Source organism: Cellulomonas sp., assembly GCF_036279715.1.
GTDB lineage: Bacteria > Actinomycetota > Actinomycetes > Actinomycetales > Cellulomonadaceae > Cellulomonas_A.
The window spans coordinates 15,255-40,344 of record NZ_DASUIR010000051.1; the positions used below are offsets into that span (position 1 = coordinate 15,255).

Below are 25,090 nucleotides of genomic sequence, written 5' to 3' on the forward strand. Positions count from 1 at the left end.
GGCGCGGCGCCGTTGACTACGATCGGGGCGTGACCGTTCCCCCAGCCCGCCCGGCGCTGCCCCTGCGCGACGAGCTCGTCGGCATCGAGCCCTACGGCGCGCCTCAGCTCGACGTGCCATATGCGCTCAACGTCAACGAGAACCCGTACGCGCCCAGCCCCGAGGTGGTCGCGGACATCGCTCACGACGTCGCTGCCGCGGCCGCGGGCCTCAACCGTTACCCCGACCGGGACTTCCTCGCCCTGCGCCAGGATCTGGCGGCCTACCTGCGGGTCGAGTCGGGCGTCGAGCTGGCGCCGGGGCAGCTCTGGGCCGCGAACGGATCCAACGAGGTCATGCTGCACCTGCTGCAGGCGTTCGGTGGCCCCGGGCGGACCGCCCTGTCGTTCGCCCCGACGTACTCGATGTACCCCGAGTACGCACGCGACACCTTCACCGGGTGGGTCGCGGGGCGCCGCGACGAGGACTTCGGCCTCGACCCGGACGTCGCGGTCGCGACGATCGCCGCGACCGCGCCGACTGTGGTGCTGCTCGCGAGCCCGAACAACCCGACGGGGACCGCGCTGGCGCTCGCCACGGTGAAGGTCGTGCTCGACGCCGCGGCGGCCGTCCCCGGCGGGTGCGTCGTGGTGGTCGACGAGGCGTACGGCGAGTTCCGCCGCGCCGGCACTCCCTCGGCCCTCGAGCTGCTGGCGGACCACCCGCACCTCGCCGTGAGCCGCACGATGTCCAAGGCCTTCGGCCTCGCGGGCGCCCGGGTCGGCTACCTCGCCGCGGCGACCGAGCTCATCGACGCGCTGCGGGTCGTGCGGCTGCCGTACCACCTGTCGGCGGTCACCCAGGCGGTGGCCCGCGCCGCGCTGCGCCACGCGCCCGCCCTGATGGCCCAGATCGGCTCGCTCCGGGCCGAGCGCGACGCGCTCGTCACCTGGTTGCGGGAGCGCGGGCTACGGGTCGCCGACTCCGACGCGAACTTTGTGCTGTTCGGCATGTTCGACGACCGGCACGGGATCTGGCAGGGTCTGCTCGACCGGGGTGTCCTCATCCGAGAGACCGGCCCGGACGGATGGCTGCGCGTGTCGGTCGGCACGCCGCAGGAGACGGCGGCGTTCAAGGACGCCCTGGTGGAGGTGGCAGGGCTGTGACCACAGGCACGCGGACCGCGCGCATCGAGCGGACGACAAGCGAGTCGAGCGTCCTCGTCGAGCTCGACCTCGACGGGACCGGCGTCACCGACATCTCCACGACGGTCGGTTTCTACGACCACATGCTCACGGCCTTCGGCAAGCACTCGCTCATCGACCTCACGGTCCGGGCGACCGGAGACACGCACATCGACGTGCACCACACCGTCGAGGACGTCGCGATCGCGATCGGTGAGGCGCTGCGTCAGGCGCTGGGCGACAAGAAGGGCATCTCGCGGTTCGGCGACGCGCTCGTGCCGCTCGACGAGGCGCTCGCCCAGGCCGTCGTCGACGTGTCGGGCCGGCCGTACCTCGTCCACTCGGGCGAGCCCGCGGGCCAGGAGCACCACCTGATCGGCGGGCACTTCACCGGCTCGCTGACACGACACGTCTTCGAGTCGATCGCGTACCACGCCGGCATCTGCCTCCACGTGCGCGTGCTCGCGGGCCGCGACCCGCACCACATCGTCGAGGCGCAGTTCAAGGCGCTCGCGCGCGCGCTGCGGAGCGCGATCGAGCTCGACCCCCGTGTCCAGGGGATCCCGAGCACCAAGGGCACCTTGTGAGCGGGGGCACGGAGGGCTCACAGCCCGACGACGCGCTCCCGGACGACCCGGCACGGGCGGCCGACGGGTTCGGCGACGACCTGACGATCCCGGACGACCTGTCCTCGCTGACCGAGTCGCCCGAGCCCGCCAGCACGGAACCTGACGGCGAGGTGACGATCCCGGACGACCTGTCCTCGCTCACCGAGTCGGCCGACGACCCGGTGACAGTCGCGCTCGTCGTCACGCAGGTCGCTGCGGCGGGCCCCCTCGCGGCCGCGTGCTCGCTGGCCAAGGTCGACGTCGACGTCGTGCCGTCGCCCGTGGGTGCCCTTGCCCTCCTGCGCGACCCGCGCACGGCCGCCGCGGGCGCAGCGGCGATCTCGAAGCTGCTCAAGGCCGTCCCGGTCGTGCTGCTCGAGCGGCGGGCGAGCCAGATCACCGCGACCCGGTGGACGGCCGGTGAGCAGGGGGACGAGCTGCCGGCCGGCCTCGTGCTCTCGGACGCGCCCGCGGTCCTCGAAGACCTGCTCCTCGGTGGCGTGAGCGTCGGCGACCTCGACGGTGTCGTCACGAGCGTCGGGCTGTCCCGCTGGAAGGCGATGCGGATGCTCGCGTCGTCGACCCGCGGGCCGCGCCGGTAGCCTGGACCCGTGCCCAGCCAGCCCCGCGTCGTCGTCCTCGACTACGGCTTCGGCAACGTCCGGTCGGCGGTCCGGTCTCTCGAGCGCGTCGGCGCGGTCGTCGAGCTGACAGCCGACGCGCAGGCTGCAGCCGAGGCCGACGGCCTCGTCGTCCCGGGCGTCGGCGCGTTCGCCGCAGTGATGGCCGGGCTGCGCGGCGTGCGCGGCGACCAGATCATCGACCGGCGGCTCGCCGGCGGTCGGCCGGTCCTCGGCATCTGCGTCGGGATGCAGGTCATGTTCGCTGCCGGTGACGAGCACGGCGTGCACACCGAGGGGCTGGGGGAGTGGCCGGGCCTCGTCGACCGGCTCGAGGCACCTGTCGTCCCGCACATGGGCTGGGCGACCGTGGACGCCGCGGAGGGTTCGGAGCTCTTCGCGGGCGTCGAGGACCAGCGCTTCTACTTCGTGCACTCCTACGCGGCCCGCTCGTTCCCGTTGTCCGAGACGGTCGACCGCGAGCGGTTCGGGGCGCCTCTCGTGACGTGGGCCGACCACGGCGGCCCGTTCGTCGCGGCGGTCGAGAACGGCCCGCTCGCAGCGACCCAGTTCCACCCCGAGAAGTCCGGCGACGCCGGCGCCCAGCTCCTGACCAACTGGGTGGCGTCGTTGCGCTGACGACGCTGCATCGCACGCACCCCGCACGACCCGACCACCACAGATCGGCGCAGGGCACGATCACGGCCCGCGCGAGCGGCGACGACTGGTACGTCGCCCGGAGAGAGGACGTCATGACCCACCGCCTCGAGCTGTTGCCCGCTGTCGACGTCGCGGGCGGGCAGGCTGTCCGCCTCGTCCAGGGCGAGGCCGGGTCGGAGACCGGCTACGGTGACCCGCTCGCCGCCGCCCTCGACTGGCAGCTCGGCGGTGCCGAGTGGATCCACCTCGTCGACCTCGACGCGGCGTTCGGTCGCGGGTCGAACGCGCCGCTCCTCGCGGAGGTGGCGGCCGAGCTCGCCGGCAAGGGCGTCAAGGTCGAGCTGTCGGGCGGCATCCGCGACGACGCGTCGCTCGAACGGGCGCTCGCGACCGGAGCCACGCGCGTCAACCTGGGGACAGCCGCGCTCGAGGACCCGCTGTGGACCGCCAAGGTCATCGCGAGCCACGGCGCCGCGATCGCCGTCGGGCTCGACGTGCGGGGGACGACGCTCGCCGCGCGCGGCTGGACGCAGGAGGGTGGGGACCTCTGGGAGGTGCTCGCTCGCCTCGACGAGGCCGGCTGCGCTCGCTACGTCGTGACCGACGTGACCAAGGACGGCACGCTGCGCGGACCCAACCTGGACCTGCTGCGCGAGGTCTGCGCCCGGACGCAGGCGCCCGTCGTCGCGTCGGGAGGCATCTCGAGCCTCGCCGACCTCGAGGCGCTGCGCACCCTCGTGCCGCTGGGCGTCGAGGGTGCGATCGTCGGCAAGGCCCTCTACGCGGGTGCGTTCACTCTCCCGCAGGCCCTGGACGTCGCCGGGCGGCCGTGAGCGTGGCGGGTCGGGAGCTTCCGGCGTCGTCGCCGTTCGCGGGGGACGACGGCTCGTGCGACCCGCGGCTCGCCGCTGCGCTCGACGCGTTTGGCCGAGGTGATGGCTCGCTGGCCCAGGTGGTGACGGCGCTCGCGGGCACGCGCGTCCTCGTGCCCGTCCTGGCCGAGCTGGAGACGGCCGACGTGGTCGAGGTGGGTGAGCATCGGCACACCATCGACAAGGAGGCGTCGGCGGGGATCGTCGCGCTCCGCGCCCCCGACGGCCGCACGGCGCTGCCCGTGTTCTCGTCGGTCGCGAGCATGGCCGCCTGGCGGTCCGACGCCCGGCCTGTGCCCTCGGATGTCGCCCGCGCTGCCCTGTCTGCGGTCACCGAGCAGTGGGAGCTCATCGTTCTCGACCCGGGCGGTCCCACGACGGTGCTCGTCCCGCGGCCCGCGGTCTGGGCCCTGGCGCAGCAGCAGGAGTGGCAGCCCGCGGTCATCAGGACCGCGGGCGTCGACGCGGTCGATCCGCGCATCCGGTCGGCGATCGGCCGGGCGATCGGCGCCGTGGCAGGGGTGCTCGCTGTGGACACGGTCCCGGGTCGACGCGCCGAGGTCGCCGCGGTGCTGACGCTCGTGCCCGGGCTGGACCGCGCGCGGCTCGATGATGTCCTGGGCCACGTCAACGCGGCCCTCGCGGCGGACGAGGCCGTCACCGCGTCCGTCGACTCGCTCGAGCTGCGGGTGCTCGCGGGCCCCTGACCCGCTCGGTCAGCGACGCTTGCGGAGCACGTGCGCGACGGCGAGGACCACGAGTGCGCCGAGCACCTGACCGCCGAGGATCACGCGGTTCAGGTCGAGTGCAGGACGCCAGTGCACCCCCTGCGAGTCGACGACGTAGACCCCGACCGGCCGGACGTGGACGCCGAGCCCGCTGCCGCCGCCCGAGCCTGTCGCGGGCGTCTGCCGGACGGCGCCCACCTCGGCGTCGTCACTCGAGGTCTCGCTCGTGCCGGCGGCGTCGGTCGCGTCATGCGGAGCGAGCGGGCCCACGCCCTGCCCGCCGCCGCCCGAGCCCCCCATGACCTTCGCGACGGGGATGATCGTGACGCCGTCGCGCTCGATCGGCTCTCCGAACACGCGCTTGACCGACAGGACGTCGCTCGCGATTCGGACGACGGTCGCAGGGTCGAACGGGACGTCTCTCATGGCAGCTCCTGACTCAAGCGGGTGCATGCGTCCACTCTGGCAGAGCAGGGTCAGCGCCGGGCAGTGACCCGGCGCGGGTTTGTGCGTCCCCAGGACCTACTTGGTGCAGGAGGGCGACGGCGCGAAGCCCGTCTCGTCGGCGAGCAGGGTGCGCAGCGTGCTGACCGGCAGGATGAAGCTCTGACCAGTGGTGTTCTTCGCGTAGACGACACCGACGACCCGGCCTGCGGAGTCGAGCGCGGCCGAGCCGGAGCTGCCCGGCTCGACTGCGGCGTCGGTGACGAGCACCTCCCCGAAGCTCTCGTTGAGCGGGTCCGTCGTCTCGCCGATGACGTGACCGCTGGTGACCGTGAGCTGTCCGCCCAGCGGATATCCGACGACCGTCACCGCGTCCCCGGCGACGGGGTCGGTGTCCGCGAGGACCGGCGCCGCAGGCAACGGCTCGGCGGTGCGCACGATCGCCAGGTCGGCGAGCGCCGCAGTCGTGGCCGCGGTCACGGCGACGTCCCGCCCGTCATAGGTGCTGATCTGCAGGTCCGCCGAGTCGGCCACGACATGCCGATTCGTGATCAGGGTCGTGGAGTCGAGCGCGAAGCCCGACCCGGTCGACAGCGACGAGCACCCGACGTTGCGGATCCGCACGGTCATCCGTCGCGCGGCGTCGAAGCCGTCCGGGGACAGGTTCCCGGCCTCTGTCGTGACCGGGCTCGGCACCGCGACCGAGGACGGGACGTAGTCGGTCGGCATCGGGCCCGGCATGGTCGGCAGGGAGCCGCACCCGACGACGAGCGCCAGGGTCGCCGCCGCGACGAGGCCGCGCGTGCTCGAGCGCAGCAGGGTCACTTCTTGAGCTCGCGCTGCAGGGCCGCGTTCGCATCCGTGGCTGCCCCGCAGACGGTCTGGACGTCCGTGCGGAACCGCGCCAGGTCGGCCTGGTCGTACGCACTCGGGTTCTCGAGGTACCCGATCAGCTTGTACTGGCCGTCGATGCAGCTGTTCAGCGCCGTGGCGACGTTCCCCGCGGCCGCGGAGATCCGCTGCTGGTAGTCGACCAGCTGGCGCTGGACCGCCCGGTCGTCCCCGAGCTGCGCCTTCTCGTCGGCGAGCTCGACGATCCGCGCCTGTGCGGTCGCCAGCTGGTCGCGCGTCGCCGCAAGGTCGCTGGTCGTCGCCTCGAGGTCGGCGCGCGCCTGCGTGAGGTCCGACCCCGTCGTGCGGGCCGCCGCCTCCCACTCGGCGCTGCGGCGCTCGTACGCGCGAGTCGTCAGCAGCAGGTACGTGGCGAGACCCAGGGTCAGCGCCAGCAGGATCGACAGCACGAGCAGGGCCCACGGCTGGCGACGGTGGCGTGGCACCGAGGGGGCGGGCGGCTCGTAGGGGATGACAGGCCCGGCGACCGGGACGGCGTGGACCGGCGCCGTGGCGGGCAGCCACATCGGGAGCGTGGCGCCGACCGCGCCGAGGTCCGTGGTCTTCCCCGGGTCGAGGGCCTCGTCCGGCTCGGCCGCCTGCGCAACGGGCTCGGGGGCTGCGGCGGCATCGCTCGTCGGCCCTGCCTCGGCTGCCTGCCCGAGGAGCGGGTCCTCGTCGACCTTGCCGATCGCGTCGGGATGCTCGACGTCGGGCTGCTCGACCTCGGGCTGCACGCCTGGCGGCTGCTCAACCGCGGGCTGCTCGGCGTCCGCCTGCTGGACGCTGGGTTGCTCGGCTTCCGGCTCCTGAACGTCGGTCTGCTCGGGCTCGGGCTCGTACGGCTCGGCGTCCGGGCCAGTCGTCGGCCCAGCGAGCGGCGCCGCGAGCAGGTCGAACCGCGCGTCGTCGGCCACGTCATCGGGCACGGCGACGCGCGGCTCGGCAGCCTGGTCGTCCCTCACGCCGGACAGAATAGGCAGTTTCGGGCACGGGCCGCTCCGACGGGCCGAAAAGGTGGCGCATCGCCGGGCGCGTCCGCGAGAGGATCACCGTCGTGTCCCTCGCCCCCTACGCCGAGCTGCTGCGCCGTCCCGGCGTGCTCCGGCTCGTCCTGGTCGCCCTCGTCGCGCGCATCCCGCACGCCGCGACCGGCGTCGTCGTCACGCTCCACGTCGTCGGTCCGCTCGGCAAGGGGTACGCCCAGGCGGGCCTCGTCGCCGCCTCGATGACGGTCGGCATGGCGATCGGCGCGCCGTGGCGTGGCCGCCGCGTCGATGTTCTGGGAGTGCGCCGGGCGCTGCTTCCGTCCGTGGTCGTCGAGGCCGCCGTCTGGGTGGTCGCTCCGTTCCTCGGCTACGAGGCGCTCCTCGGGGCCGCCTTCGTCGCGGGAGTGTTCCTCGTGCCGGTGTTCTCGGTCGTGCGCCAGTCGCTCGGCGTGCTCGTGCCGCTCAGCGGGCAGCGCACCGCGTACGCGCTCGACTCGGTGGGTACCGAGCTGACGTTCATGCTCGCGCCCGCCCTCGGGGTGCTCGTCGCCACGCAGGCCTCGACGACCGCCGCCCTGGTGACGGTCGGGATCGCGACGGTCGGCTCGGGCGCGCTGCTCATGTGGTTCGACCCGCCGACGCGCAGCCATCAGCTCCTCGGTGCGGGGGACGCAGGTTCGACGCGCGCCGCCCCTGCGGCTGCACGCGCGGAGCTGGCGAGCGCGCGAGTGCTGACGCCCGCGCTGGTCGCCGTGCTCGCGACCTCGGTGGCCGCGTCGCTCGTGCTGAACGGCACCGATGTCTCGATCGTCGCGTCGCTCAAGGGCTGGGGGCAGGCGTCCTCGCTCGGTTGGATGATGGCGCTCTGGGCGGGGGGCTCGGTGCTCGGCGGGATCGTCTACGGCGCCGGGCGCCGGGCTGTGCACCCGCTCGCCCTCGCCCTGATGCTGGCCGTGCTGACGGTTCCGGCGGCCTTCGTCCACTCGACGCTGCTCCTTGCTGTCGCGGTGTTCGTCGCGGGACTGCCGTGCGCGCCCGCGCTGGCGTCGATCACGGCCGCGCTCGCGCGGCTCGTCCCCGAGGAGCGTCGGGGGGAGGCCATGGGGTGGCAGGGCACCGCGATGACCATCGGCGGGTCGCTCGGCGCGCCGTTGTGCGGCTGGATGATCGACGCCCGCGGTCCTGGTGCGGGCTTCCTCACCGCTGGCGTCGTCGGCGGTCTTCTGGCGGCGAGCGGTCTCGTCGCCCTGCGGGTGTCCCGCGCCAGGTCCGTCGTGGCCGATGTGCCGGAGACCGCCGCGGTCAGCTGACCGGTCCGGTGAGCTTCTCGCCCGGGCCGTCTCCGAGCGCGTCGGGGTAGGGCGAGGCCTCCCGGAAGGCGAGCTGCAGCGACCGGAGACCGTCGCGCAACGAGCGCGCGTGCTGGCTGCCGAGGTCGGGGGCGGACGCGGTCACGAGCGCGGCGAGGGCCGTGATGAGCTTGCGGGCCTCGTCGAGGTCGAGGTAGGCGGAACCGGGCACGCCGTCGACGTCCTCGCTCAGCCCGCACTTCACGGCCGCCGCGCTCATGAGGTGGACCGCGGCCGTCGTGATCACCTCGACTGCGGCGACGTCGGCGATGTCCCGAGTCGCGCCCGGGACGGTGCTGCTGGACGTGTTCTGCGGCTGCTCGGACATGGCGTCGATACTCTCACCGGAACCGCGAGGGCCCTGCACCGGCCGGTACAGAGCCCTCGCGTGTGCGTCGTCCGAGCGGCGCGGGTGTTCGGTCGGTCGTCAGGCGACCGGGATGCTCGAGGTCGCCGGCTCGCCGGTCTCGATCGGGGCTGAGCCCGCAGCTGCTGGAAGCTCGTGCCGACGCGGTAGCGGTGCGCGTCGGCGTACGAGTAGATCCGCGCGAGGAGCATCTTGTCGGGGCTGGCCGCGATGCCTGGCACGAAGCTGCTCGGCGCGAACGCCGCCTCCTCGATCTGGGCGAAGTAGCTCGTGGGGTTGCGGTTGAGCTCGAGGGTGCCGACCTTGATCAGCGGGTAGTCCGCGTGCGGCCACACCTTGGTGAGGTCGAACGGGTTGAAACGGTAGGTCGCAGCGTCCTCGTAGGCCATGACCTGGACCGACAGGGTCCAGGACGGGAGCTCGCCGCGCTCGACCGCGTCGTGCAGGGTGGCACACGGCTGAGGGGCCGCGGGAGAGCGTCTGACGGGTGGCTCGTGTGCGGTTCAGCTGGCGCGGCAGCGGGGGCACAGGCCCCAGAACGTGACCTCGGCGGACTCGATCGTGAAACCGGAGGTCGAGCTCGGCACCAGGCACGGCGCGTGCCCGACGGCGCAGTCGACGTCCTCGATCGCGCCGCAGCCCCGGCACGCGACGTGGTGGTGGTTGTCGGCGACGCGCCGCTCGTAGCGGGCGGGGTGCCCGGCAGGCTCGATCCGCCGGAGCAGGCCGACGTCGGCGAGGGCGCGCAGCACGTCGTACACGGCCTGGACAGAGACCCGGGGGAGGGTCGCGCGCACGGCCTGCAGCAAAGTGTCGGCATCGGCGTGCGGGTGGTGCCTGACGGCGTCCAGAACGGCGAGCCTCGGCTGCGTCACGCGCAGACCGAGCTTGCGCAGCGTCTCGGCGTCGGTCACGGGTCGACTCAACCACGTAATCTGGAATCGCTCAAGTATTCGGGCTTGGCGCGATGGAGGGCGAGCGGGCGGCTGCCCTCTCCGTGCTAGCCTTGCTCATTGACCGACCGGTGTCGGGCGTCCGTGCATGCTCATGTGTCGTCGTCCTTGCGTGTTCGTGCGTGTCACCGGTGCACAAGTGGAGCTGATCCCACCCGAGCTTCGACCGCTCGTCGGGCCGCGCAAGCGATCCGTACGACAACAGAGGCCGGGTTCCGGTCCGAGGTGTGACACGTGCTTGCCGCGTGCGCACCGGTGGCGTGCGTTTGCTCGCGCGACACCTCGGACTCGTGAGGCCCCCACCTGTGTTCCAGGGCGGGGGCCTTCCTCGTTCTGGGTGGTCCCTGCGACGAGTTCAAGGAGCACCCACATCACCGAGCCCCGCATCAACGATCGGATCCGCGTTGCCGAGGTCCGCCTGGTCGGCCCCAACGGCGAGCAGGTCGGCATCGTCCGCGTGGAGGACGCACTGCGCCTGGCCCAGGACGCCGACCTCGACCTCGTCGAGGTCGCCCCGGAGGCGCGCCCGCCCGTCTGCAAGATCATGGACTACGGCAAGTTCAAGTACGAAGCCGACATGAAGGCGCGCGAGGCCCGGCGCAACCAGACGAACACGGTCCTCAAGGAGATCCGCTTCCGGCTCAAGATCGACCCGCACGACTACGGCACCAAGAAGGGCCACGTCGAGCGGTTCCTCAAGGCCGGCGACAAGGTCAAGGTCATGATCATGTTCCGCGGCCGCGAGCAGTCGCGCCCGGAGATGGGCATCCGCCTGCTCCAGCGGCTCGCCGGGGACGTCGCCGAGCTCGGCTTCATCGAGAGCTCGCCGAAGCAGGACGGCCGCAACATGATCATGGTGCTGGGCCCGGTCAAGAAGAAGGCCGAGCAGAAGAGCGAGCAGCGCCGCGCCGCCCAGGTGCAGGCGCCGATCGACTTCGATCCCGACCTGTCCGCCTTGGCCGCCGAGGCGTCGACCGAGGCCCCCGTCGCACCGCCAGAGCCGGCCGTCGTGGCTGCGCCTGCCGCTGAGGTCGAGGTCGCCGTCGCCGATGCCGAGTCATCGCCGGTCGAGGTGGCTCCGGTCGCGAGCGTGGCCCCGAGGCCCGTCGCCGCGCCGCGTCCGCCGGTTGCCCGGCCCGCCGCTGCTCGCCCCGCTGCTGTGCGGCCTGCCGCGACCGGTCGACCCGCGCCGGCCGCGAGGCCGACCACGGCGACACGGGCACCTGCAGCCCCGCGTACCGCTGCCGCGCCGACCGCTCCCGCCCCTGTGGTGGCAGCCACGCCCGCGGGCAGCACGCCCGCGAGCACCACGACGGCAACCCCGGCCGTGGACGCCAAGCCCGCGGCAGCACGTCCGGCCGCGAAGCCGGTGCCACGTCCGGCACCGGCCCCTGCCAAGCCGACGGCGAAGCCTTCGTCGTCCGGCCGCACTGCCGCCTCGGTCCCCTCCGAGGACGCTCAAGCCTGACCCGCACGACGAACGAGGGACCGCGTTCGGCCCCCCGCACGAACGAGCCGCGTGAACCTGCGCGACGCGACGAGAAGGAGACAACGGCGACCATGCCGAAGAACAAGACGCACTCCGGTGCCAAGAAGCGCTTCCGGGTGACCGGCAGCGGCAAGATCATGCGCGAGCAGGCCGGCAGCCGTCACCTCCTTGAGCACAAGTCCAGCCGCCGCACGCGGCGCCTCGCCGGTGACCTCGTCGTCTCCGCCGCTGACACCCCCCGGATCAAGAAGCTGCTCGGCAAGTGACCGGCGTGGGCGCACCCGCGCCCGGCCTCACTTGTGAGCCCCAACAGGCAAGGAGCATCACGTGGCACGCGTGAAGCGGGCAGTCAATGCCCACAAGAAGCGTCGTTCGACCCTCGACCGCGCTGCGGGTTACCGCGGCCAGCGCTCGAGGCTGTACCGCAAGGCGAAGGAGCAGGTCACTCACTCCCTCGTCTACGCCTACCGCGACCGCAAGAAGCGCAAGGGCGACTTCCGTCGGCTGTGGATCCAGCGCATCAACGCGGCAGCGCGTGAGCAGGGCATGACGTACAACCGCCTCATCCAGGGCCTCAAGCTCGCGGGTGTCGAGGTCGACCGTCGTGTCCTTGCGGACATGGCTGTCAATGACGCCCCGGCGTTCAACGCGATCGTCCAGCTCGCCAAGGACGCGATGCCGGCCGACGTCAACGCGCCGTCCGCGGCCTGACTCGTCAGCCGCACCACGCACACTGCAGCACAGCACCTCAAGGACGCCCGGTCCATGCCCGAGCTGACGAACCCCCGCGCTGAACGGGTGGCGTCAGTCAGGGCGTTGGCCGGGCGTTCGGCGCGCGCACGCAGCGGCCGATACCTGGTCGAGGGCCCCCAAGGGGTCCGCGAGGCTCTCCGCTACGCCCCCGAGCACGTCAGGGACGTGTACGTGACCGTGGCGGCGGCGGAGCGGTACACCGAGATCGTGGCCGACGCGATCGCGGCTCGCGTACGCGTGCACACCGCCGCCCAGGACGTCCTCGAGGCGATGTCGGGCGATGCGCAGGGAGTCCTGGCGGTCCTCGATGCCGCGGCGACGACACTGGCGGCCGTGCTCGCCACGGGGCCGCGGCTCGTGGCGGTGCTCGCGCGCGTGCGTGACCCCGGCAACGCCGGCGCTGTCATCCGGGCCGCCGACGCCGCAGGGGCGGACGCGGTCCTGCTGACCGAGGCGAGCGTCGACGTCCACAATCCCAAGGTCGTCCGCTCGACGGCCGGTTCGCTGTTCCACCTCCCGGTCGTGACCGGGCTGTCGCTCGAGGACGCAGTGTCCGCCCTGCGCTCCGCCGGGCTCGCGATCCTTGCGGCGGACGGGGCCGGTGACCAGGACCTCGACGACCTGCTCGACGTCGCCGGGCCGGGCATGCCCCACCGGCCGCCGGGTGTGCCGGACCTGTCGCACGCCACCGCGTGGGTGTTCGGCAACGAGGCCTGGGGTCTGCCGGAGCAGGACAGGGCACTGGCCGACGCCGTCGTCCGTGTCCCGATCCGCGGCCGGGCCGAGTCCCTCAACCTCGCGACAGCAGCGACGGTGTGCCTGTACGCGAGCGCCCGCGCGCAGCGGTGAGGGCCGTGCTGGGATGCTGATCGGATGCGCCTCTTCGTCGCCGTCCGGCCACCCGAGCCCGTGCTGCACCATCTCGACCGTGCGCTGCGAACGGTCGCGACCGGTGTCGACACGGGTAATCGTTCGTCGCCGGTGCGGTGGACCGAGGCCGAGAACCGGCACCTGACCGCGGCGTTCTTCGGTGACGTCGTCGAGGCCTTCGTCGGCGAGCTGGGCGACGCGGTGGATGCCGCCGTGGCGGGGGTCGAGCCCTTCGAGCTGCACCTGCGGGGTGCCGGGGTGTTCGCCCACCGCACGCTCTGGGTCGGTGTGGGCGGAGACGTCGACGGGATGCGGAGGTTGTCGGACGCGGTCCGCGCCGCGGGGGCCGACGTGGTGGCACGGTCGGACGACCGGGTCCGCTCACGCCCGCACCTCACGGTCGGACGGGTCGATCCGTCGCTTCGTCGGTCGCGATCCAGGTGGAGCGCGCAGTCGCAGGGTGAGGACCCGGCCGACGTGCTCGTGCGGGCGCTCGCCGTGTACGACGGGCCGAGCTGGCTGGTCCAGGACGTGCAGCTGCTGGCCTCGCAGCCGGGGGCGGGGCGCGGCGGCGGACCGCTGTACACGCCCGTCCGCACCTACCGCCTCGCCGCAGCGTGAGGGCCCGGCACGGTCGGCGCGAGAACCCGCACGGCGCGCGCCAGTAGACTCCCGTGCTGGCCGGTGCCTCGTCGGGTCGGCCGGCCAACCCGCCGCCTGGAAGGTCCGCATGCCCACGTCACCTCTGTCCCCGCTCGACGCCGACGGCATCGAGACGGCGCTCGCGCAGGCCTTTGCGGCGCTCGCGGCGGCCGCCGACCTTGACGAGCTGAAGACCGCGCGACTCGAGCACGTCGGCGAGCGCAGCCCGCTCGCGCTCGCGAACCGCGAGATCGGTCAGCTCGCGCCGGCCGACAAGGCGGTCGCGGGCAAACTCCTCGGGTCGGCCCGCGGGCGGCTCAACGCGGCCCTGGCCGACCGGCAGGCCGAGCTCGAGCTCGAGCGGGACGCGCGCGTGCTCGTCGACGAGGCGGTCGACGTCACCCTCCCGGTCGACCGGGCACCCCGCGGGGCGCGGCACCCGATCGAGACCGTGCAGGAGCGCATCGGCGACATCTTCGTGGCCATGGGCTGGGAGATCGCCGACGGTCCCGAGGTCGAGGCCGAGTGGTTCAACTTCGACGCGCTGAACTTCGGCGTCGACCATCCGGCGCGGCAGATGCAGGACACCTTCTTCGTCGAGGGACCGGACGGCGCGGCCTCCGGGCTCGTCCTACGGACGCACACGTCTCCCGTGCAGGCCCGGACGATGCTCGAGCGCGACGTGCCGATCTACGTCGTCTGCCCGGGCAAGGTGTTCCGCACGGACGAGCTCGATGCGACTCATACTCCGGTGTTCCACCAGGTCGAGGGGCTCGCGGTCGACAAGGGCCTGACGATGGCGCACCTCAAGGGCACGCTCGACCACTTTGCGCGGGCGATGTTCGGCGACGAGGCGCGCACCCGGCTGCGACCGTCGTTCTTCCCGTTCACCGAGCCCAGCGCCGAGATGGACCTGTGGTTCCCGCAGAAGAAGGGCGGGGCCGGCTGGATCGAGTGGGGGGGCTGCGGCATGGTCAACCCGCTCGTGCTGCGCGCCGCGGGGATCGACCCCGATGTCTACGCCGGCTTCGCGTTCGGGATGGGCATCGAGCGGACCCTGATGCTGAGGCATGGGATCGCGGACATGCACGACATGGTGGAGGGCGACGTCCGCTTCTCCCAGCAGTTCGGGACGGAGATCTGATGCCGCGCATCCCTCTGACGTGGCTCGCCGAGCACGTTGACGTGCCCGCGGGCACCACAGCCGCGCAGCTCGCGGCCGATCTCGTCCGGGTCGGCCTCGAGGAGGAGGCGATCCACCCGGCCGCCGTCTCCGGTCCGCTGGTCGTCGGGGAGGTCGTCGAGCTGACGGCCGAGCCGCAGAAGAACGGCAAGACGGTCAACTGGTGCCGTGTCGACGTCGGTGCGCTCAACGAGGTCGCCGAGGACGGGTCGTTGCGTCCGCGCGGAATCGTCTGCGGCGCCCACAACTTCGTCGTCGGCGACCGCGTCGTCGTCGCGCTGCCCGGAGCCGTGCTGCCCGGTCCGTTCCCGATCGCGTCGCGCAAGACCTACGGGCACGTGTCCGACGGCATGATCTGCTCGGCGCGCGAGCTGGGTCTCGGCGACGACCACACCGGCATCCTCGTGCTCTCTCCTCTCGACGTCGACGCCGAGCCGGGCACCGACGCGCGTGCGCTGCTCGGGCTGGGCGAGGAGGTGCTCGAGATCAACGTCACGCCCGACCGCGGGTACTGCTTCTCCATGCGGGGCGTGGCCCGCGAGTACGCGCACTCGACGGGCGCGACGTTCACCGATCACGGCCTGGCGACGGCTGCCGAGCTGGCTCCTGCCGGCGGCGGTTTCGCCGTCGAGCTCGCCGACGACGCCCCGATCCATGGCGTCGCCGGCGTGGACCGCTTCGTCGCACAGGTCGTGCGGGGGGTGGCTGCATCTGGCCCGTCGCCGGCGTGGATGCAGCGCCGACTGAGCCAGGCCGGCATGCGTCCCATCTCGCTCGCGGTCGACGTCACCAACTACGTCATGCTCGACCTCGGTCAGCCCCTGCACGCCTACGACCTCGCGCAGGTTGCCGAGCCGATCGTCGTGCGTCGGGCCCAGCCGGGGGAGAAGCTCACAACGCTGGACGGTGTCGTGCGCGCGCTCGACACCGAGGACCTGCTCATCACCGACAGCCCCGACGGCGAGAGGTCAGGACGCGTCCTCGGCCTCGCGGGCGTCATGGGTGGTGCCACCAGCGAGGTCACGTCCGCGACGACCGACCTGCTCCTCGAGGCGGCCCACTTCGACCCGATCTCGATCGCCCGGACTGCGCGCCGGCACAAGCTGCCGAGCGAGGCCGCACGACGGTTCGAGCGCGGCGTCGACCCCCAGCTGCCGCGCGTCGCGGTCGCGCGGGCGGCGGCGCTCCTCGTCGAGCACGGAGGCGGCACGATCGACGACACGATCACGGACGTCGACAGCACCCACGCACCCGTGTCGATCCGCCTGCCGCTCGCGATGCCCGGCCGGCTCGTCGGCGTCGACTACACCCCTGCCGAGGTCCGCGAGACCCTTGTCGAGATCGGCGCGGTCCTCACCGAGGCGCCCGATGGCGCCGTGGACGTGCTGCCGCCGACCTGGCGACCCGACCTCGCAGCCCCGGTCGACCTCGTCGAGGAGATCGCGCGGCTGCGCGGCTACGACGCGATCCCGTCGGTCCTGCCGACCGCCCCCGCGGGCCGCGGGCTGACCGATGCGCAGCGGACGCGCCGCTCGGTCGCGCGGGCCCTCGCCGACGCGGGGCTCACCGAGGTCTTGAGCTACCCGTTCGTGGGCGGCGATCAGCACGACGCCCTTGCCCTTCCGCCCGACGACGAGCGGCGTCGCGCGCTGCGGCTCGCCAACCCGTTGTCGGACGCGCAGCCGGAGCTGCGCACCAACCTGCTCGTCACCCTGCTCGACACGGCTCGCCGCAACGTCAGCCGCGGCATGTCTGACGTCGCGATCTTCGAGCTGGGTCTCGTCACCCGTCCGGAGGCCGGTGCGCGCGTCGCGCCGCGGCTGCCCGGTGGCGTCCGTCCGACCCAGGCGGAGCTCGACGCGCTGCACGCAGCCGTGCCCCCGCAGCCGCGTCGCGTCGCCGGTGTCCTCGCAGGTGCTCGCGAGCGTTCCGGATGGTGGGGTGCCGGGCGTCGCGTCGATCACACGGACGCGATCGCGAGCGCGCTGCTCGTCGCCCGCACCGTGGGCGTCGAGCTCGTCGCCCTGTCCGACGCCGGCCACGCGCCGTGGCACCCCGGACGGTGCGCGCGCCTCGAGACGGTCGGCGGCGCGCTCGTCGGGCACGCCGGCGAGCTGCACCCCAAGGTGGTCGCCGCGCTCGACCTGCCGGCGCGTGCGGTCGCGTTCGAGGTCGACCTGGACGTGCTCCTCGATGCCGCGTCGACCGGTCCGCTCCAGGCGCGCGAGGTCTCGACGTTCCCGGTCGCGAAGGAGGACATCGCGCTGGTCGTCGACGCGGGTGTCCCGGCCGCCGACCTGGAGGCCGCGGTGCGGTTCGGGGCGGACGCGAGCCCTGCGGGCGAGGTGCTCGAGGAGCTGCGGCTGTTCGACGTCTACAGAGGCGCACAGGTCGGCGACGGCCGGAAGTCGCTCGCGTTCTCGTTGCGCCTGCGTGCGGCCGACCGGACGCTCACCGCTGAGGAGGCCGCGGGCGTGCGAGACGCCGTGGTCGCCGAGGCGCACCGACGGTTCGGCGCCGAGCTGCGCGCGTAGCACCGCTCGAGGTCGCCCTCGCGCCGATCAGGTGACGGCGCGAGGGGACGTCGGGGCGACGGAGCGGCGGCCCGACCACGCGTGCTGCGCGGTCAGATCCCGCACGAGTCGTCGACGCACGCACCCGCGGCCTCGTCCGCGCCGGCGAGGGTCGTGAGCGGGTTCGCCTCCTGCCAGGCCGCCTCGAGGAGTCGGCCGAAGACCTCGACGGGCTGCGCACCCGAGACGGCGATCCGCCGACCTGCGACGAAGAACGGCACGCCGGTCACGCCGAGTGCGCGCGCCTCGGCCTCGTCGTGGCGCACCGCGTCGGCGGCGTCGTCGCCGGCGAGGACTGCCAGGACCGCGTCGTCGTCGAGCCCCGCGGCCGCGAACCCTGCCTCGGCGGCGATCTCGGCCAGGACCGACGGCGTTCCGAGGTCACCGCCCTGCGTGAACTGCGCGGCGAAGAGGGCCTCGAGCGTGCGCTCGGCGAGGGCCGCCCCACCGTGCTCGCGCGCGACGTGCACCAGGCGGTGCGCGTCGAACGTGTTGGCGGCGACGGCTCGGTCGAAGTCGTACACGAGCCCGTCACCCGCGGCGACCGCGGTGACGTGCGCGAACATCTCCCGGATCCGCTCCTCGGGTGCGTGCATGCGTGCCGACAGCGCGGCGATCTCGGGGAGGCCCGGGCCGGTGGGCGTCTCGGGGGACAGCTCGTAGGAGCGCCAGACGACCTCGACCTGGTCGCGGTGAGCGAACGCGTGCAGCGCTGCGGCGAACCGTCGCTTGCCGATGTAGCACCACGGGCAGGCGATGTCGGACCAGATCTCGACGAGCACCGTCGGAGCGTCGGAGTGGCCCGTGAGATCGGCAGCGGTCGGGAGCGTGGTTGCTGAGGACGGGGTCACGGGAGCAGCAGGACCTTCCCGGTCGTCGCGCGCCCCTCGAGGGCGCGATGAGCCTCGGCCGCGTCGGCCAAGGGGAACGTCGCACCGATGCGGACGTCGAGCGAGCCTGCTGCGACCGCGGCGAACAGCTCGCCCGAGCGGAGCAGCAGCTCGGCGCGCGTCGCGATGTAGTGGCCGATGGTGGGCCTGGTCAGGTAGACCGACCCGGCTGAGTTGAGCCGCTGAGGGTCGAACGGTGGGACGGGCCCGGAGGCGGCGCCGAACAGGGCGAGCCCGCCGCGAGGTCGCAGCGAGGCGAGCGACGCGTCGAACGTCGCTCGTCCGACGCCGTCGAACACGGTGTGGACCCCGGCGCCGTCCGTGAGCGCCCGGACGGCGATCGGCAGGTCGCGCGTGAGGTCCTCGAACTCGTCGTAGCGGATGACGTGCGTCGCACCCGCGGCGCGCGAGAGCTCAGCCTTGGCCTCGGTCGAGACGGTCGAGATGACGCACGCCCCGCGCGCGACCGCGAGCTGCGTGAGCAGCAGCCCGACCCCGCCGGCGCCGGCATGCACAAGCAGGTTCTGCCCTGCACTCACCGGGAAGGTCGACGTGACGAGGTAGTGGGCGGTCATGCCCTGCAGCAGCAAGGCCGCAGCGGTGTTCAGGTCGACCTCGTCCGGTACCGGCACCGCCGTGTCGGCGCGGACGGTCACGACGGTCGCGTACGAGCCCGAGGCGCCGGACGCCCACGCGACGCGGTCGCCCACGGCGAGCTCGGTGACGCCCGGTCCCACCGCGAGGACGGACCCCGCCCCCTCACCGCCCACGACGTGCGGGAATGGCATCGCGTAGATGCCTTCCCGCTTGTATGTGTCGATGAAGTTGACGCCCGCCGCAGCGACCGCGACGGTCACCTCACCCGGTCCCGGGGTGGGATCGGGGAGCTCCACGAGCTCGAGGACGTCGGGTCCGCCGGGGGCGGTTGCTTGGATGGCGCGCACGCCTGGACCAACACCACCGTGGGCCGCATTCATCCCGTCGCCTTCGAGCCGCCTACGTGGGTGCCGCGCACGTCGGTCGGGCTGCGTCGTCTCACGATGTGTTCGGGGAGTCGCGGGTGGCCGCGCGGGTCGCACGATGGTGCTGCTCGGCAGGGACCGGCACCGCGCCGGACCACCAGGCGGAGGAGCCGCACGATGAACGTTGCAGCAGACACGACGTCCGACAAGAACGCGCAGTACGCGCACCCGGAGCGGCTCGTCACGACGCAGTGGCTCGCGGACCACCTGGGGACCCCGGGGCTCGTCGTGGTCGAGTCCGACGAGGACGTGCTGCTGTACGAGACGGGTCACATCCCCGGCGCCGTCAAGATCGACTGGCACACGGACCTCAACGACCCGGACGTCCGCGACTACATCGACGGCGCGCGCTTCGCCCGGCTGCTCGGGTCCAAGGGCATCGCGCGGGACACGACGGTGGTCGTGTACGGCGACAAGGGCAACTGGTGGGCGGCGTACACGCTGTGGGTGCTGTCGCTGTTCGGTCATGAGGACGTCCGCCTGCTCGACGGCGGTCGCAGCCTGTGGATCGCCGAGGGGCGCGCGACGACCACGGACGCGGCACGGCCGACCGCTGTCGAGTACCCCGTCGTCGAGCGTGACGACTCGACGTTGCGCGCGTTCAAGGACGACGTGCTGGCGCACCTGGGCAACCCGATCGTCGACATCCGTTCGCCGCGGGAGTACAACGGCGAGCTCGCGCACATGCCCGACTACCCGAACGAGGGTGCGCTGCGCACGGGCCACATCCCGACCGCACGCAATGTGCCGTGGGCGACCGCGGTCGCCGAGGACGGCACGTACCGGTCGAGGGCCGAGCTCGAGGCGATCTACCAGTCGGGCGGCCTCGGCCTCACGGCCGACGACTCGGTCATCACGTACTGCCGTATCGGCGAGCGCTCGAGCCACACGTGGTTCGCCCTCAAGCACCTGCTCGGCATCGAGCGGGTCCGCAACTACGACGGCTCCTGGACCGAGTGGGGCAACTCCGTGCGCGCCCCGATCGTCAAGGGCGACGAGCCCGGCCAGCTGCCCGGCTGACGACGCACGACCACCGGTGGCGCACCTCGCCACGGGGGATGGGAGGATCCCCGCATGGCCGATGACCGCGCAGACGACGTCCCCGAGACCTTCGCGCGGATCCGCGACGAGTTCCTCGAGCTCTCCCAGGAGGACCGGCTGCTGCTCCTGCTGGACTTCTCGCGCGAGCTGCCCGAGCTGCCCGAGCGGTTCGCGAGCGCGCCAGAGCTGCTCGAGCGCGTCGAGGAGTGCCAGGCGCCCGTGCGCGCGTTCACCGAGGTCGACGGTGCCGGGATCGTGCACTTCTATGCGTCGGCCCCGCCCGAGGCGCCGACAACCCGCGGGTTCGCCGCCATCCTGGCGGAGGGCATGGCCGGCCTGACTGCCCAGCAGGTCCTGGCGCTGCCCGACGACTACCCGTTCACGCTCGGGCTGACCGAGGCGGTCAGCCTGCTGCGGCTGCGGGGGATGAGCGGCATGCTGACGCGTACGAAGCGCCAGGTCAGCGAGCAGCTGGCGATATAGCGATTACATGAACGTGCATCAGAGTGTATATTCATACGCATGACCTTCACCGTGGCTGTCGCCGGCGCGAGCGGGTATGCGGGTGGCGAGATGCTCCGGCTGCTGCTCGCGCATCCCGACGCCGAGATCGGTGCCGTCACGGCGCACGCGAACGCCGGAAGCCTTCTGGGTGAGCACCAGCCGCACCTGCGTGCACTCGCAGGTCGCGTGCTCGCCCCCACGTCCGTGGCCGAGCTGGCCGGCCACGACGTCGTCGTGCTCGCCCTTCCGCACGGGGCGTCGGGTGCGGTCGCGGCCGAGCTGGGAGAGTCGTCCATCGTCCTCGACCTCGGGGCCGACCACCGGCTCGTCGACCCGGCCGCGTGGGAGCAGTTCTACCGCAGCCCGCACGCGGGCACCTGGCCGTACGGACTGCCCGAGCTGCTCCACGCCGGCGAGCGGACGGCCGCCGCGCAGCGCGCGGTGCTCGCGGGAGCCCGTCGGATCGCCGTTCCCGGCTGCAACGTGACAGCCGTGACGCTCGGCCTCGCCCCCGGCGTGGCCGCGGGTGTCATCGACGCGACCGACCTCGTCGCGGTCCTCGCCAACGGCTACTCGGGGGCGGGCAGATCGCTCGCGACACACCTGCTCGCGAGCGAGGCGCTGGGCTCGGCCCAGCCGTACGCGGTGGGCGGGAGCCACCGCCACATCCCGGAGATCGAGCAGAACCTCTCGGTCGCGGGTGCGGCTCGCGTGCGCATCTCGTTCACGCCGACGCTCGTCCCGATGTCCCGGGGGATCCTCGCGACAGCGACCGCGCGGCTCGCCGAGGGCGTCGGCCCCGGCGAGGTGCGGGAGGCCTGGGAGACGGCCTACGCCGACGAGCCGTTCGTCCGCCTGCTCCCCGAGGGGCAGTGGCCGACGACCGCCGCGACGCTCGGTGCGAACACCGCGCTCGTGCAGGTCGCCGTCGACCAGCGCGCCGGGCGCGTCGTGACGGTCACCGCGATCGACAACCTGGTCAAGGGCACCGCGGGCGGAGCCCTCCAGTCCCTCAACCTCGCACTCGGCCTGCCCGAGACGACCGGTCTTCCGGTGAACGGAGTTGCACCATGAGCGTCACCAGCCCGGCCGGGTTCCGCGCTGCGGGGGTGACCGCCGGCCTCAAGTCGTCCGGTCGGCCGGACCTCGCCCTCGTCATCAACGACGGCCCGCTGCAGGTCGCCGCGGGCGTGTTCACGTCCAACCGTGTCGTCGCCGCCCCCGTCGTGTGGTCGCGCCAGGCCGTCTCGGACGGCCTCGCCTCGGCGGTGGTGCTCAACTCGGGCGGGGCGAACGCGTGCACGGGGCCCGACGGGTTCGCGGACACGCACCGGACCGCAGAGCATGTTGCGACGGTGCTCGGGGTCTCGGCGGGCGACGTGCTCGTGTGCTCGACCGGCCTGATCGGCGAGCGACTGCCGATGGGCACCTTGCTCGCGGGCGTCGACGCCGCGGCAGCAGGCTTGAGCGCCACAGGCGGCCCCGAGGCTGCCGTCGCGATCATGACGACAGACACGGTGGCCAAGACCGTGCTCGTCGAAGGCGCCGGCTGGTCGGTGGGCGGCATGGCCAAGGGGGCCGGGATGCTCGCACCGGGGCTGGCCACGATGCTCGTCGTGCTGACCACGGATGCGTTCGTGACGGCCGAGCAGGCGGATGCCGCACTGCGTGCTGCGACCCGCACGACGTTCGATCGGGTGGACTCCGACGGCTGCATGTCCACCAACGACACCGTGCTGCTCCTGGCTTCGGGTGCGTCGGGCGTGACGGCGACCGAGGCCGAGCTGACCGAGGCCGTCACGCAGGCCGCCGCGCAGCTGGCCCGCCAGCTCGTCGCGGACGCCGAGGGTGCGAGCCACGACATCGCCGTGACCGTGACGAACGCCGAGACGGAGGCCGCCGCGGTCGCCGTGGCGCGCGCCGTCACCCGCTCGAACCTGTTCAAGGCCGCGGTCTTCGGCAACGACCCCAACTGGGGTCGTGTGCTCGCCGCCGTCGGCACGGTCCCGGTGGAGGTCGCGGCGTTCGACGCCGGCGCGCTCGATGTCACGATCAACGGCATCCAGGTGTGCCGGGCCGGCGGTGTCGGCGACGACCGTGCCCTGGTCGACCTTGCCGCCGCCCGGGAGGTCCACGTGCTCATCGACCTGCACGCGGGCGGCGCGACGGCCACGGTGTGGACCAACGACCTCACGCACGACTACGTCCACGAGAACAGCGCGTACTCCACATGACCGACGAGAGCCAGGACTTCGTGTTCAACACCCGCACCGACCTGCGCGCCGACCAGAAGGCCGAGGTCCTCATCGAGGCCCTGCCCTGGCTGCAGCGCTTCTCCGGCGCGCTCGTCGTCGTGAAGTACGGCGGGAACGCGATGATCGACGAGGACCTCAAGCGCGCGTTCGCGCAGGACATGGTCTTCCTGCGGCAGGTCGGGCTGCGTCCCGTCGTCGTGCACGGTGGCGGCCCGCAGATCAGCTCGATGCTCGACCGCCTCGGCATCGCGAGCGAGTTCCGCGGTGGCCTGCGGGTCACGACGCCCGAGACGATGGATGTCGTCCGCATGGTGCTGACAGGGCAGGTCTCGCGCGAGCTCGTCGGGCTGATCAATGCGCACGGTCCGCACGCGGTCGGCCTGTCCGGCGAGGACGGCGGGCTGCTCCGCGCACGCAAGCGCAAGGCAGTGATCCAGGGCGAACAGGTCGACATCGGTCTCGTGGGCGACGTCGTCGAGGTCAACCCGTCGGCCGTCCTCGACCTGCTCGACGCCGGCCGCATCCCCGTCGTCTCGACGGTCGCCCCCGACATCGACGACCCGACCCAGGTGCTCAACGTCAACGCGGACAGCGCAGCTGCCGCGCTCGCGATCGCGCTCGGTGCCCGCAAGCTCATCGTCCTGACCGACGTCGAAGGCCTCTACCGCGACTGGCCGGACACGGCGTCGCTGGTCCGCCGGATCCGTTCGAGCGAGCTCGCCGAGCTCCTGCCGAGCCTCGACTCAGGGATGCGGCCGAAGATGGAGGCCTGTCGGCGTGCTGTCGACGGTGGCGTGGGACGCGCGCACGTCATCGACGGTCGTCTCCCGCACTCGATCCTCGTCGAGGTCTTCACCTCGGACGGCATCGGCACCATGGTGCTGCCCGACGACGAGCCGGTCCCGTCCCCGTTCACCGGGCAGCTGCCCGTCGTGGACGCGCACACTCCCGTCGGGGGGCACGCATGAGCGACGACGAGCTGACCCTGACGACGTCGTCCCTCGTCGCGCCGGACTCGGGTGCGCACTGGACGCAGCGGTATTCCGCGGCGCTCATGAACACGTTCGGACCACCGCAGCGCGTGCTCGTGCGCGGGGAGGGTCCCTACGTGTGGGACGCCGACGGCACGCGCTACCTGGACCTGCTCGGCGGGATCGCTGTCAACTCGCTCGGGCACGCCCATCCGACGCTGACCGCCGCGGTGTCCGCGCAGCTCGGAACGCTCGGCCACGTCTCGAACTTCTTCGCCTCGCCGGTGCAGATCGCGCTCGCTGAGCGGCTGCTCCACCTGGCCGGCGCGCCCGATGGCTCCCGGGTCTTCTTCGCCAACTCGGGCACCGAGGCCAACGAGGCGCTGTTCAAGATGGCCCGTCGCACCGGACGTTCTCGCATCATCGCGCTCGAGGGGTCGTTCCATGGCCGAACGATGGGCGCGCTCGCCATGACCTCGAAGGCGGCCTACCGCGAGCCCTTCGCGCCCCTCCCCGGGGGCGTCGAGTTCGTGCCGTTCGGCGACTCCGCAGCGCTCGAGGCCGTGTTCGCCGACGGCGGGGAGGACGTCGCGGCCGTCGTCGTCGAGACGATCCAGGGCGAGGCCGGCGTGCGTCCGTTGCCGCCCGGTTACCTCGCGCTCGCGCGTGAGCTGACGACCCGGGCCGGTGCGCTGCTGGCTGTCGACGAGGTGCAGACGGGGATGGGTCGTACGGGCGCGTGGTTCGCACACCACCACCCGTACCTGGGCGGCGGCATCGTGCCCGACGTGGTCACGCTCGCCAAGGGCCTGGGCGGCGGCATCCCGATCGGCGCACTCATCGCGTACGGCGAGCATGCGGCGGGCCTCCTGGGTCGCGGCCAGCACGGCACGACGTTCGGCGGCAACCCGGTCGCGTCGGCCGCAGCCCTCGCGACGATCGGCGTCATCGAACGCGACGGCCTGCTCGCTCACGTGCGCGACGTCGGGGCGGGGCTGCGTGCAGCGGTCGTCGCGCTCGGGCACCCGCTCGTGGTCGAGGCCCGCGGTGAGGGTCTGCTGATCGCGATCGAGCTGGCCCGTCCGGTCGCGGCCCGGGTCGCGACGCTCGCGCTCGATGCCGGCTTCATCGTCAACCCCTGCACGCCGAGCGTCCTGCGCCTTGCGCCGCCCTTCATCCTCACCGTCGACCAGGCGGCCACGTTCACGGCATTCCTCGCGGACCTGCCGCACGACCTCGAACCGGAGAGCTGA

The 25,090-nt window shown here is 72.8% G+C and carries 27 protein-coding genes and 1 pseudogene; 20 read left to right on the top strand and 8 right to left on the bottom strand.

Annotation, left to right across the window (positions count from 1 at the left end):
- Positions 1-29: 29 nt before the first annotated feature.
- The 6 genes from VFW79_RS05640 to VFW79_RS05665 all read left to right on the top strand — a co-directional run bounded on the left by VFW79_RS05640 (position 30) and on the right by VFW79_RS05665 (position 4,630).
- The gene (locus tag VFW79_RS05640; RefSeq protein ID WP_329676341.1) at positions 30-1,145 is read left to right on the top strand and encodes a histidinol-phosphate transaminase; all 1,116 of its coding nucleotides are present in this window, start codon (positions 30-32) and stop codon (positions 1,143-1,145) included.
- Positions 1,142-1,750 (top strand): imidazoleglycerol-phosphate dehydratase HisB, encoded by a 609-nt coding sequence (gene hisB, locus VFW79_RS05645; RefSeq protein ID WP_329676342.1) that lies wholly within the window; start codon positions 1,142-1,144, stop codon positions 1,748-1,750. The genes VFW79_RS05640 and hisB overlap by 4 nt, the downstream gene beginning before the upstream one ends.
- On the top strand, positions 1,747-2,373 hold the full coding sequence (locus VFW79_RS05650; RefSeq protein ID WP_329676343.1) for a hypothetical protein: 627 nt from the start codon (positions 1,747-1,749) through the stop codon (positions 2,371-2,373). Before hisB ends, VFW79_RS05650 begins: the two co-directional genes overlap by 4 nt.
- A gap of 9 nt (positions 2,374-2,382) precedes the next feature.
- The gene (hisH, locus tag VFW79_RS05655; protein WP_329676344.1) at positions 2,383-3,030 is read left to right on the top strand and encodes an imidazole glycerol phosphate synthase subunit HisH; all 648 of its coding nucleotides are present in this window, start codon (positions 2,383-2,385) and stop codon (positions 3,028-3,030) included.
- Positions 3,031-3,143: 113 nt separating this feature from the next.
- The gene (gene priA / locus VFW79_RS05660) at positions 3,144-3,884 is read left to right on the top strand and encodes a bifunctional 1-(5-phosphoribosyl)-5-((5-phosphoribosylamino)methylideneamino)imidazole-4-carboxamide isomerase/phosphoribosylanthranilate isomerase PriA (RefSeq protein ID WP_329676345.1); all 741 of its coding nucleotides are present in this window, start codon (positions 3,144-3,146) and stop codon (positions 3,882-3,884) included.
- A 2-nt stretch (positions 3,885-3,886) separates the two neighbouring features.
- Complete coding sequence (locus tag VFW79_RS05665) at positions 3,887-4,630, top strand: SseB family protein (RefSeq protein ID WP_414647889.1); 744 nt, start codon at positions 3,887-3,889, stop codon at positions 4,628-4,630.
- 9 nt (positions 4,631-4,639) lie between these two features.
- On the opposite strand, the gene VFW79_RS05670 is transcribed toward VFW79_RS05665, so the two are convergent.
- The 3 genes from VFW79_RS05670 to VFW79_RS05680 all read right to left on the bottom strand — a co-directional run bounded on the left by VFW79_RS05670 (position 4,640) and on the right by VFW79_RS05680 (position 6,951).
- Positions 4,640-5,077, bottom strand: a complete 438-nt coding sequence (locus tag VFW79_RS05670; protein WP_329676347.1) for a spore germination protein GerW family protein — start codon at positions 5,075-5,077, stop codon at positions 4,640-4,642.
- A 96-nt stretch (positions 5,078-5,173) separates the two neighbouring features.
- Positions 5,174-5,920, bottom strand: a complete 747-nt coding sequence (locus VFW79_RS05675; RefSeq protein ID WP_329676348.1) for a serine protease — start codon at positions 5,918-5,920, stop codon at positions 5,174-5,176.
- Complete coding sequence (locus tag VFW79_RS05680) at positions 5,917-6,951, bottom strand: hypothetical protein (RefSeq protein ID WP_329676349.1); 1,035 nt, start codon at positions 6,949-6,951, stop codon at positions 5,917-5,919. Before VFW79_RS05680 ends, VFW79_RS05675 begins: the two co-directional genes overlap by 4 nt.
- Positions 6,952-7,043: 92 nt before the next feature.
- On the opposite strand from VFW79_RS05680, the gene VFW79_RS05685 reads away from it, so the two are divergent.
- Positions 7,044-8,285, top strand: coding sequence for an MFS transporter (locus VFW79_RS05685; RefSeq protein ID WP_329676350.1), 1,242 nt, complete (start codon positions 7,044-7,046; stop codon positions 8,283-8,285).
- On the opposite strand, the gene VFW79_RS05690 is transcribed toward VFW79_RS05685, so the two are convergent.
- The 3 genes and pseudogenes from VFW79_RS05690 to VFW79_RS05700 form a co-directional block, all read right to left on the bottom strand.
- Entirely contained in the window at positions 8,278-8,652 is a 375-nt protein-coding gene (locus VFW79_RS05690) for a DUF1844 domain-containing protein (RefSeq protein ID WP_329676351.1), read from the bottom strand. The genes VFW79_RS05685 and VFW79_RS05690 overlap by 8 nt on opposite strands.
- A 140-nt stretch (positions 8,653-8,792) precedes the next feature.
- A pseudogene (locus VFW79_RS05695) lies at positions 8,793-9,137 on the bottom strand (catalase); the annotation flags it as partial.
- A 57-nt stretch (positions 9,138-9,194) separates the two neighbouring features.
- Positions 9,195-9,605, bottom strand: a complete 411-nt coding sequence (locus VFW79_RS05700) for a Fur family transcriptional regulator (RefSeq protein ID WP_329676352.1) — start codon at positions 9,603-9,605, stop codon at positions 9,195-9,197.
- A 376-nt stretch (positions 9,606-9,981) separates the two neighbouring features.
- Here VFW79_RS05700 and infC point away from each other — a divergent pair, with 376 nt between their 5' ends.
- The 7 genes from infC to pheT all read left to right on the top strand — a co-directional run bounded on the left by infC (position 9,982) and on the right by pheT (position 17,115).
- On the top strand, positions 9,982-11,112 hold the full coding sequence (infC, locus tag VFW79_RS16495; RefSeq protein ID WP_414647886.1) for a translation initiation factor IF-3: 1,131 nt from the start codon (positions 9,982-9,984) through the stop codon (positions 11,110-11,112).
- Positions 11,113-11,204: 92 nt separating this feature from the next.
- A complete protein-coding gene (rpmI, locus tag VFW79_RS05710) occupies positions 11,205-11,399 on the top strand; it encodes a 50S ribosomal protein L35 (RefSeq protein ID WP_109132776.1) in 195 nt (64 codons plus the stop codon).
- Between the two features lie 61 nt (positions 11,400-11,460).
- The gene (gene rplT, locus VFW79_RS05715; RefSeq protein ID WP_109132775.1) at positions 11,461-11,844 is read left to right on the top strand and encodes a 50S ribosomal protein L20; all 384 of its coding nucleotides are present in this window, start codon (positions 11,461-11,463) and stop codon (positions 11,842-11,844) included.
- Between the two features lie 54 nt (positions 11,845-11,898).
- Positions 11,899-12,735, top strand: coding sequence for an RNA methyltransferase (locus VFW79_RS05720; RefSeq protein ID WP_329676353.1), 837 nt, complete (start codon positions 11,899-11,901; stop codon positions 12,733-12,735).
- Positions 12,736-12,759: 24 nt separating this feature from the next.
- On the top strand, positions 12,760-13,377 hold the full coding sequence (gene thpR, locus VFW79_RS05725) for an RNA 2',3'-cyclic phosphodiesterase (protein ID WP_329676354.1): 618 nt from the start codon (positions 12,760-12,762) through the stop codon (positions 13,375-13,377).
- A gap of 109 nt (positions 13,378-13,486) precedes the next feature.
- Positions 13,487-14,542, top strand: coding sequence for a phenylalanine--tRNA ligase subunit alpha (gene pheS / locus VFW79_RS05730; protein WP_329676355.1), 1,056 nt, complete (start codon positions 13,487-13,489; stop codon positions 14,540-14,542).
- Positions 14,542-17,115, top strand: coding sequence for a phenylalanine--tRNA ligase subunit beta (gene pheT, locus VFW79_RS05735; protein ID WP_329676356.1), 2,574 nt, complete (start codon positions 14,542-14,544; stop codon positions 17,113-17,115). The genes pheS and pheT overlap by 1 nt, the downstream gene beginning before the upstream one ends.
- A 92-nt stretch (positions 17,116-17,207) precedes the next feature.
- Here the strand turns inward: pheT and VFW79_RS05740 are convergent, their stop codons facing one another.
- Positions 17,208-18,005, bottom strand: coding sequence for a DsbA family oxidoreductase (locus VFW79_RS05740; RefSeq protein WP_329676357.1), 798 nt, complete (start codon positions 18,003-18,005; stop codon positions 17,208-17,210).
- Entirely contained in the window at positions 18,002-18,988 is a 987-nt protein-coding gene (locus tag VFW79_RS05745; RefSeq protein ID WP_329676358.1) for a quinone oxidoreductase, read from the bottom strand. The genes VFW79_RS05740 and VFW79_RS05745 overlap by 4 nt, the downstream gene beginning before the upstream one ends.
- A gap of 195 nt (positions 18,989-19,183) precedes the next feature.
- Here VFW79_RS05745 and VFW79_RS05750 point away from each other — a divergent pair, with 195 nt between their 5' ends.
- Genes VFW79_RS05750 through VFW79_RS05775 form a run of 6 tightly spaced genes read left to right on the top strand, consistent with a single transcriptional unit; the run spans position 19,184 to position 25,090 of the window.
- A complete protein-coding gene (locus VFW79_RS05750; protein ID WP_329676359.1) occupies positions 19,184-20,086 on the top strand; it encodes a sulfurtransferase in 903 nt (300 codons plus the stop codon).
- A gap of 54 nt (positions 20,087-20,140) precedes the next feature.
- On the top strand, positions 20,141-20,590 hold the full coding sequence (locus tag VFW79_RS05755) for a SufE family protein (RefSeq protein WP_329676360.1): 450 nt from the start codon (positions 20,141-20,143) through the stop codon (positions 20,588-20,590).
- Between the two features lie 39 nt (positions 20,591-20,629).
- Positions 20,630-21,685 (top strand): N-acetyl-gamma-glutamyl-phosphate reductase, encoded by a 1,056-nt coding sequence (gene argC, locus VFW79_RS05760; protein ID WP_329676361.1) that lies wholly within the window; start codon positions 20,630-20,632, stop codon positions 21,683-21,685.
- Complete coding sequence (gene argJ / locus VFW79_RS05765; RefSeq protein WP_329676362.1) at positions 21,682-22,845, top strand: bifunctional glutamate N-acetyltransferase/amino-acid acetyltransferase ArgJ; 1,164 nt, start codon at positions 21,682-21,684, stop codon at positions 22,843-22,845. The genes argC and argJ overlap by 4 nt, the downstream gene beginning before the upstream one ends.
- Positions 22,842-23,834: an acetylglutamate kinase gene (argB, locus tag VFW79_RS05770; RefSeq protein WP_329676363.1), complete on the top strand. Its 993-nt coding sequence runs from the start codon at positions 22,842-22,844 to the stop codon at positions 23,832-23,834. The genes argJ and argB overlap by 4 nt, the downstream gene beginning before the upstream one ends.
- On the top strand, positions 23,831-25,090 hold the full coding sequence (locus tag VFW79_RS05775; RefSeq protein ID WP_329676364.1) for an acetylornithine transaminase: 1,260 nt from the start codon (positions 23,831-23,833) through the stop codon (positions 25,088-25,090). The genes argB and VFW79_RS05775 overlap by 4 nt, the downstream gene beginning before the upstream one ends.

Coding starts and splice junctions, on each gene's coding strand:
- VFW79_RS05670 (WP_329676347.1), bottom strand. CDS start 5,077: ATGAGAGACGTCCCGTTCGACCCTGCGACCGTCGTCCGAATCGCGAGC.
- argC (WP_329676361.1), top strand. CDS start 20,630: ATGACCTTCACCGTGGCTGTCGCCGGCGCGAGCGGGTATGCGGGTGGC.
- VFW79_RS05690 (WP_329676351.1), bottom strand. CDS start 8,652: ATGTCCGAGCAGCCGCAGAACACGTCCAGCAGCACCGTCCCGGGCGCG.
- argJ (WP_329676362.1), top strand. CDS start 21,682: ATGAGCGTCACCAGCCCGGCCGGGTTCCGCGCTGCGGGGGTGACCGCC.
- thpR (WP_329676354.1), top strand. CDS start 12,760: ATGCGCCTCTTCGTCGCCGTCCGGCCACCCGAGCCCGTGCTGCACCAT.
- VFW79_RS05750 (WP_329676359.1), top strand. CDS start 19,184: ATGAACGTTGCAGCAGACACGACGTCCGACAAGAACGCGCAGTACGCG.
- rpmI (WP_109132776.1), top strand. CDS start 11,205: ATGCCGAAGAACAAGACGCACTCCGGTGCCAAGAAGCGCTTCCGGGTG.
- priA (WP_329676345.1), top strand. CDS start 3,144: ATGACCCACCGCCTCGAGCTGTTGCCCGCTGTCGACGTCGCGGGCGGG.
- VFW79_RS05755 (WP_329676360.1), top strand. CDS start 20,141: ATGGCCGATGACCGCGCAGACGACGTCCCCGAGACCTTCGCGCGGATC.
- pheT (WP_329676356.1), top strand. CDS start 14,542: ATGCCGCGCATCCCTCTGACGTGGCTCGCCGAGCACGTTGACGTGCCC.
- VFW79_RS05775 (WP_329676364.1), top strand. CDS start 23,831: ATGAGCGACGACGAGCTGACCCTGACGACGTCGTCCCTCGTCGCGCCG.
- pheS (WP_329676355.1), top strand. CDS start 13,487: ATGCCCACGTCACCTCTGTCCCCGCTCGACGCCGACGGCATCGAGACG.
- VFW79_RS05720 (WP_329676353.1), top strand. CDS start 11,899: ATGCCCGAGCTGACGAACCCCCGCGCTGAACGGGTGGCGTCAGTCAGG.
- argB (WP_329676363.1), top strand. CDS start 22,842: ATGACCGACGAGAGCCAGGACTTCGTGTTCAACACCCGCACCGACCTG.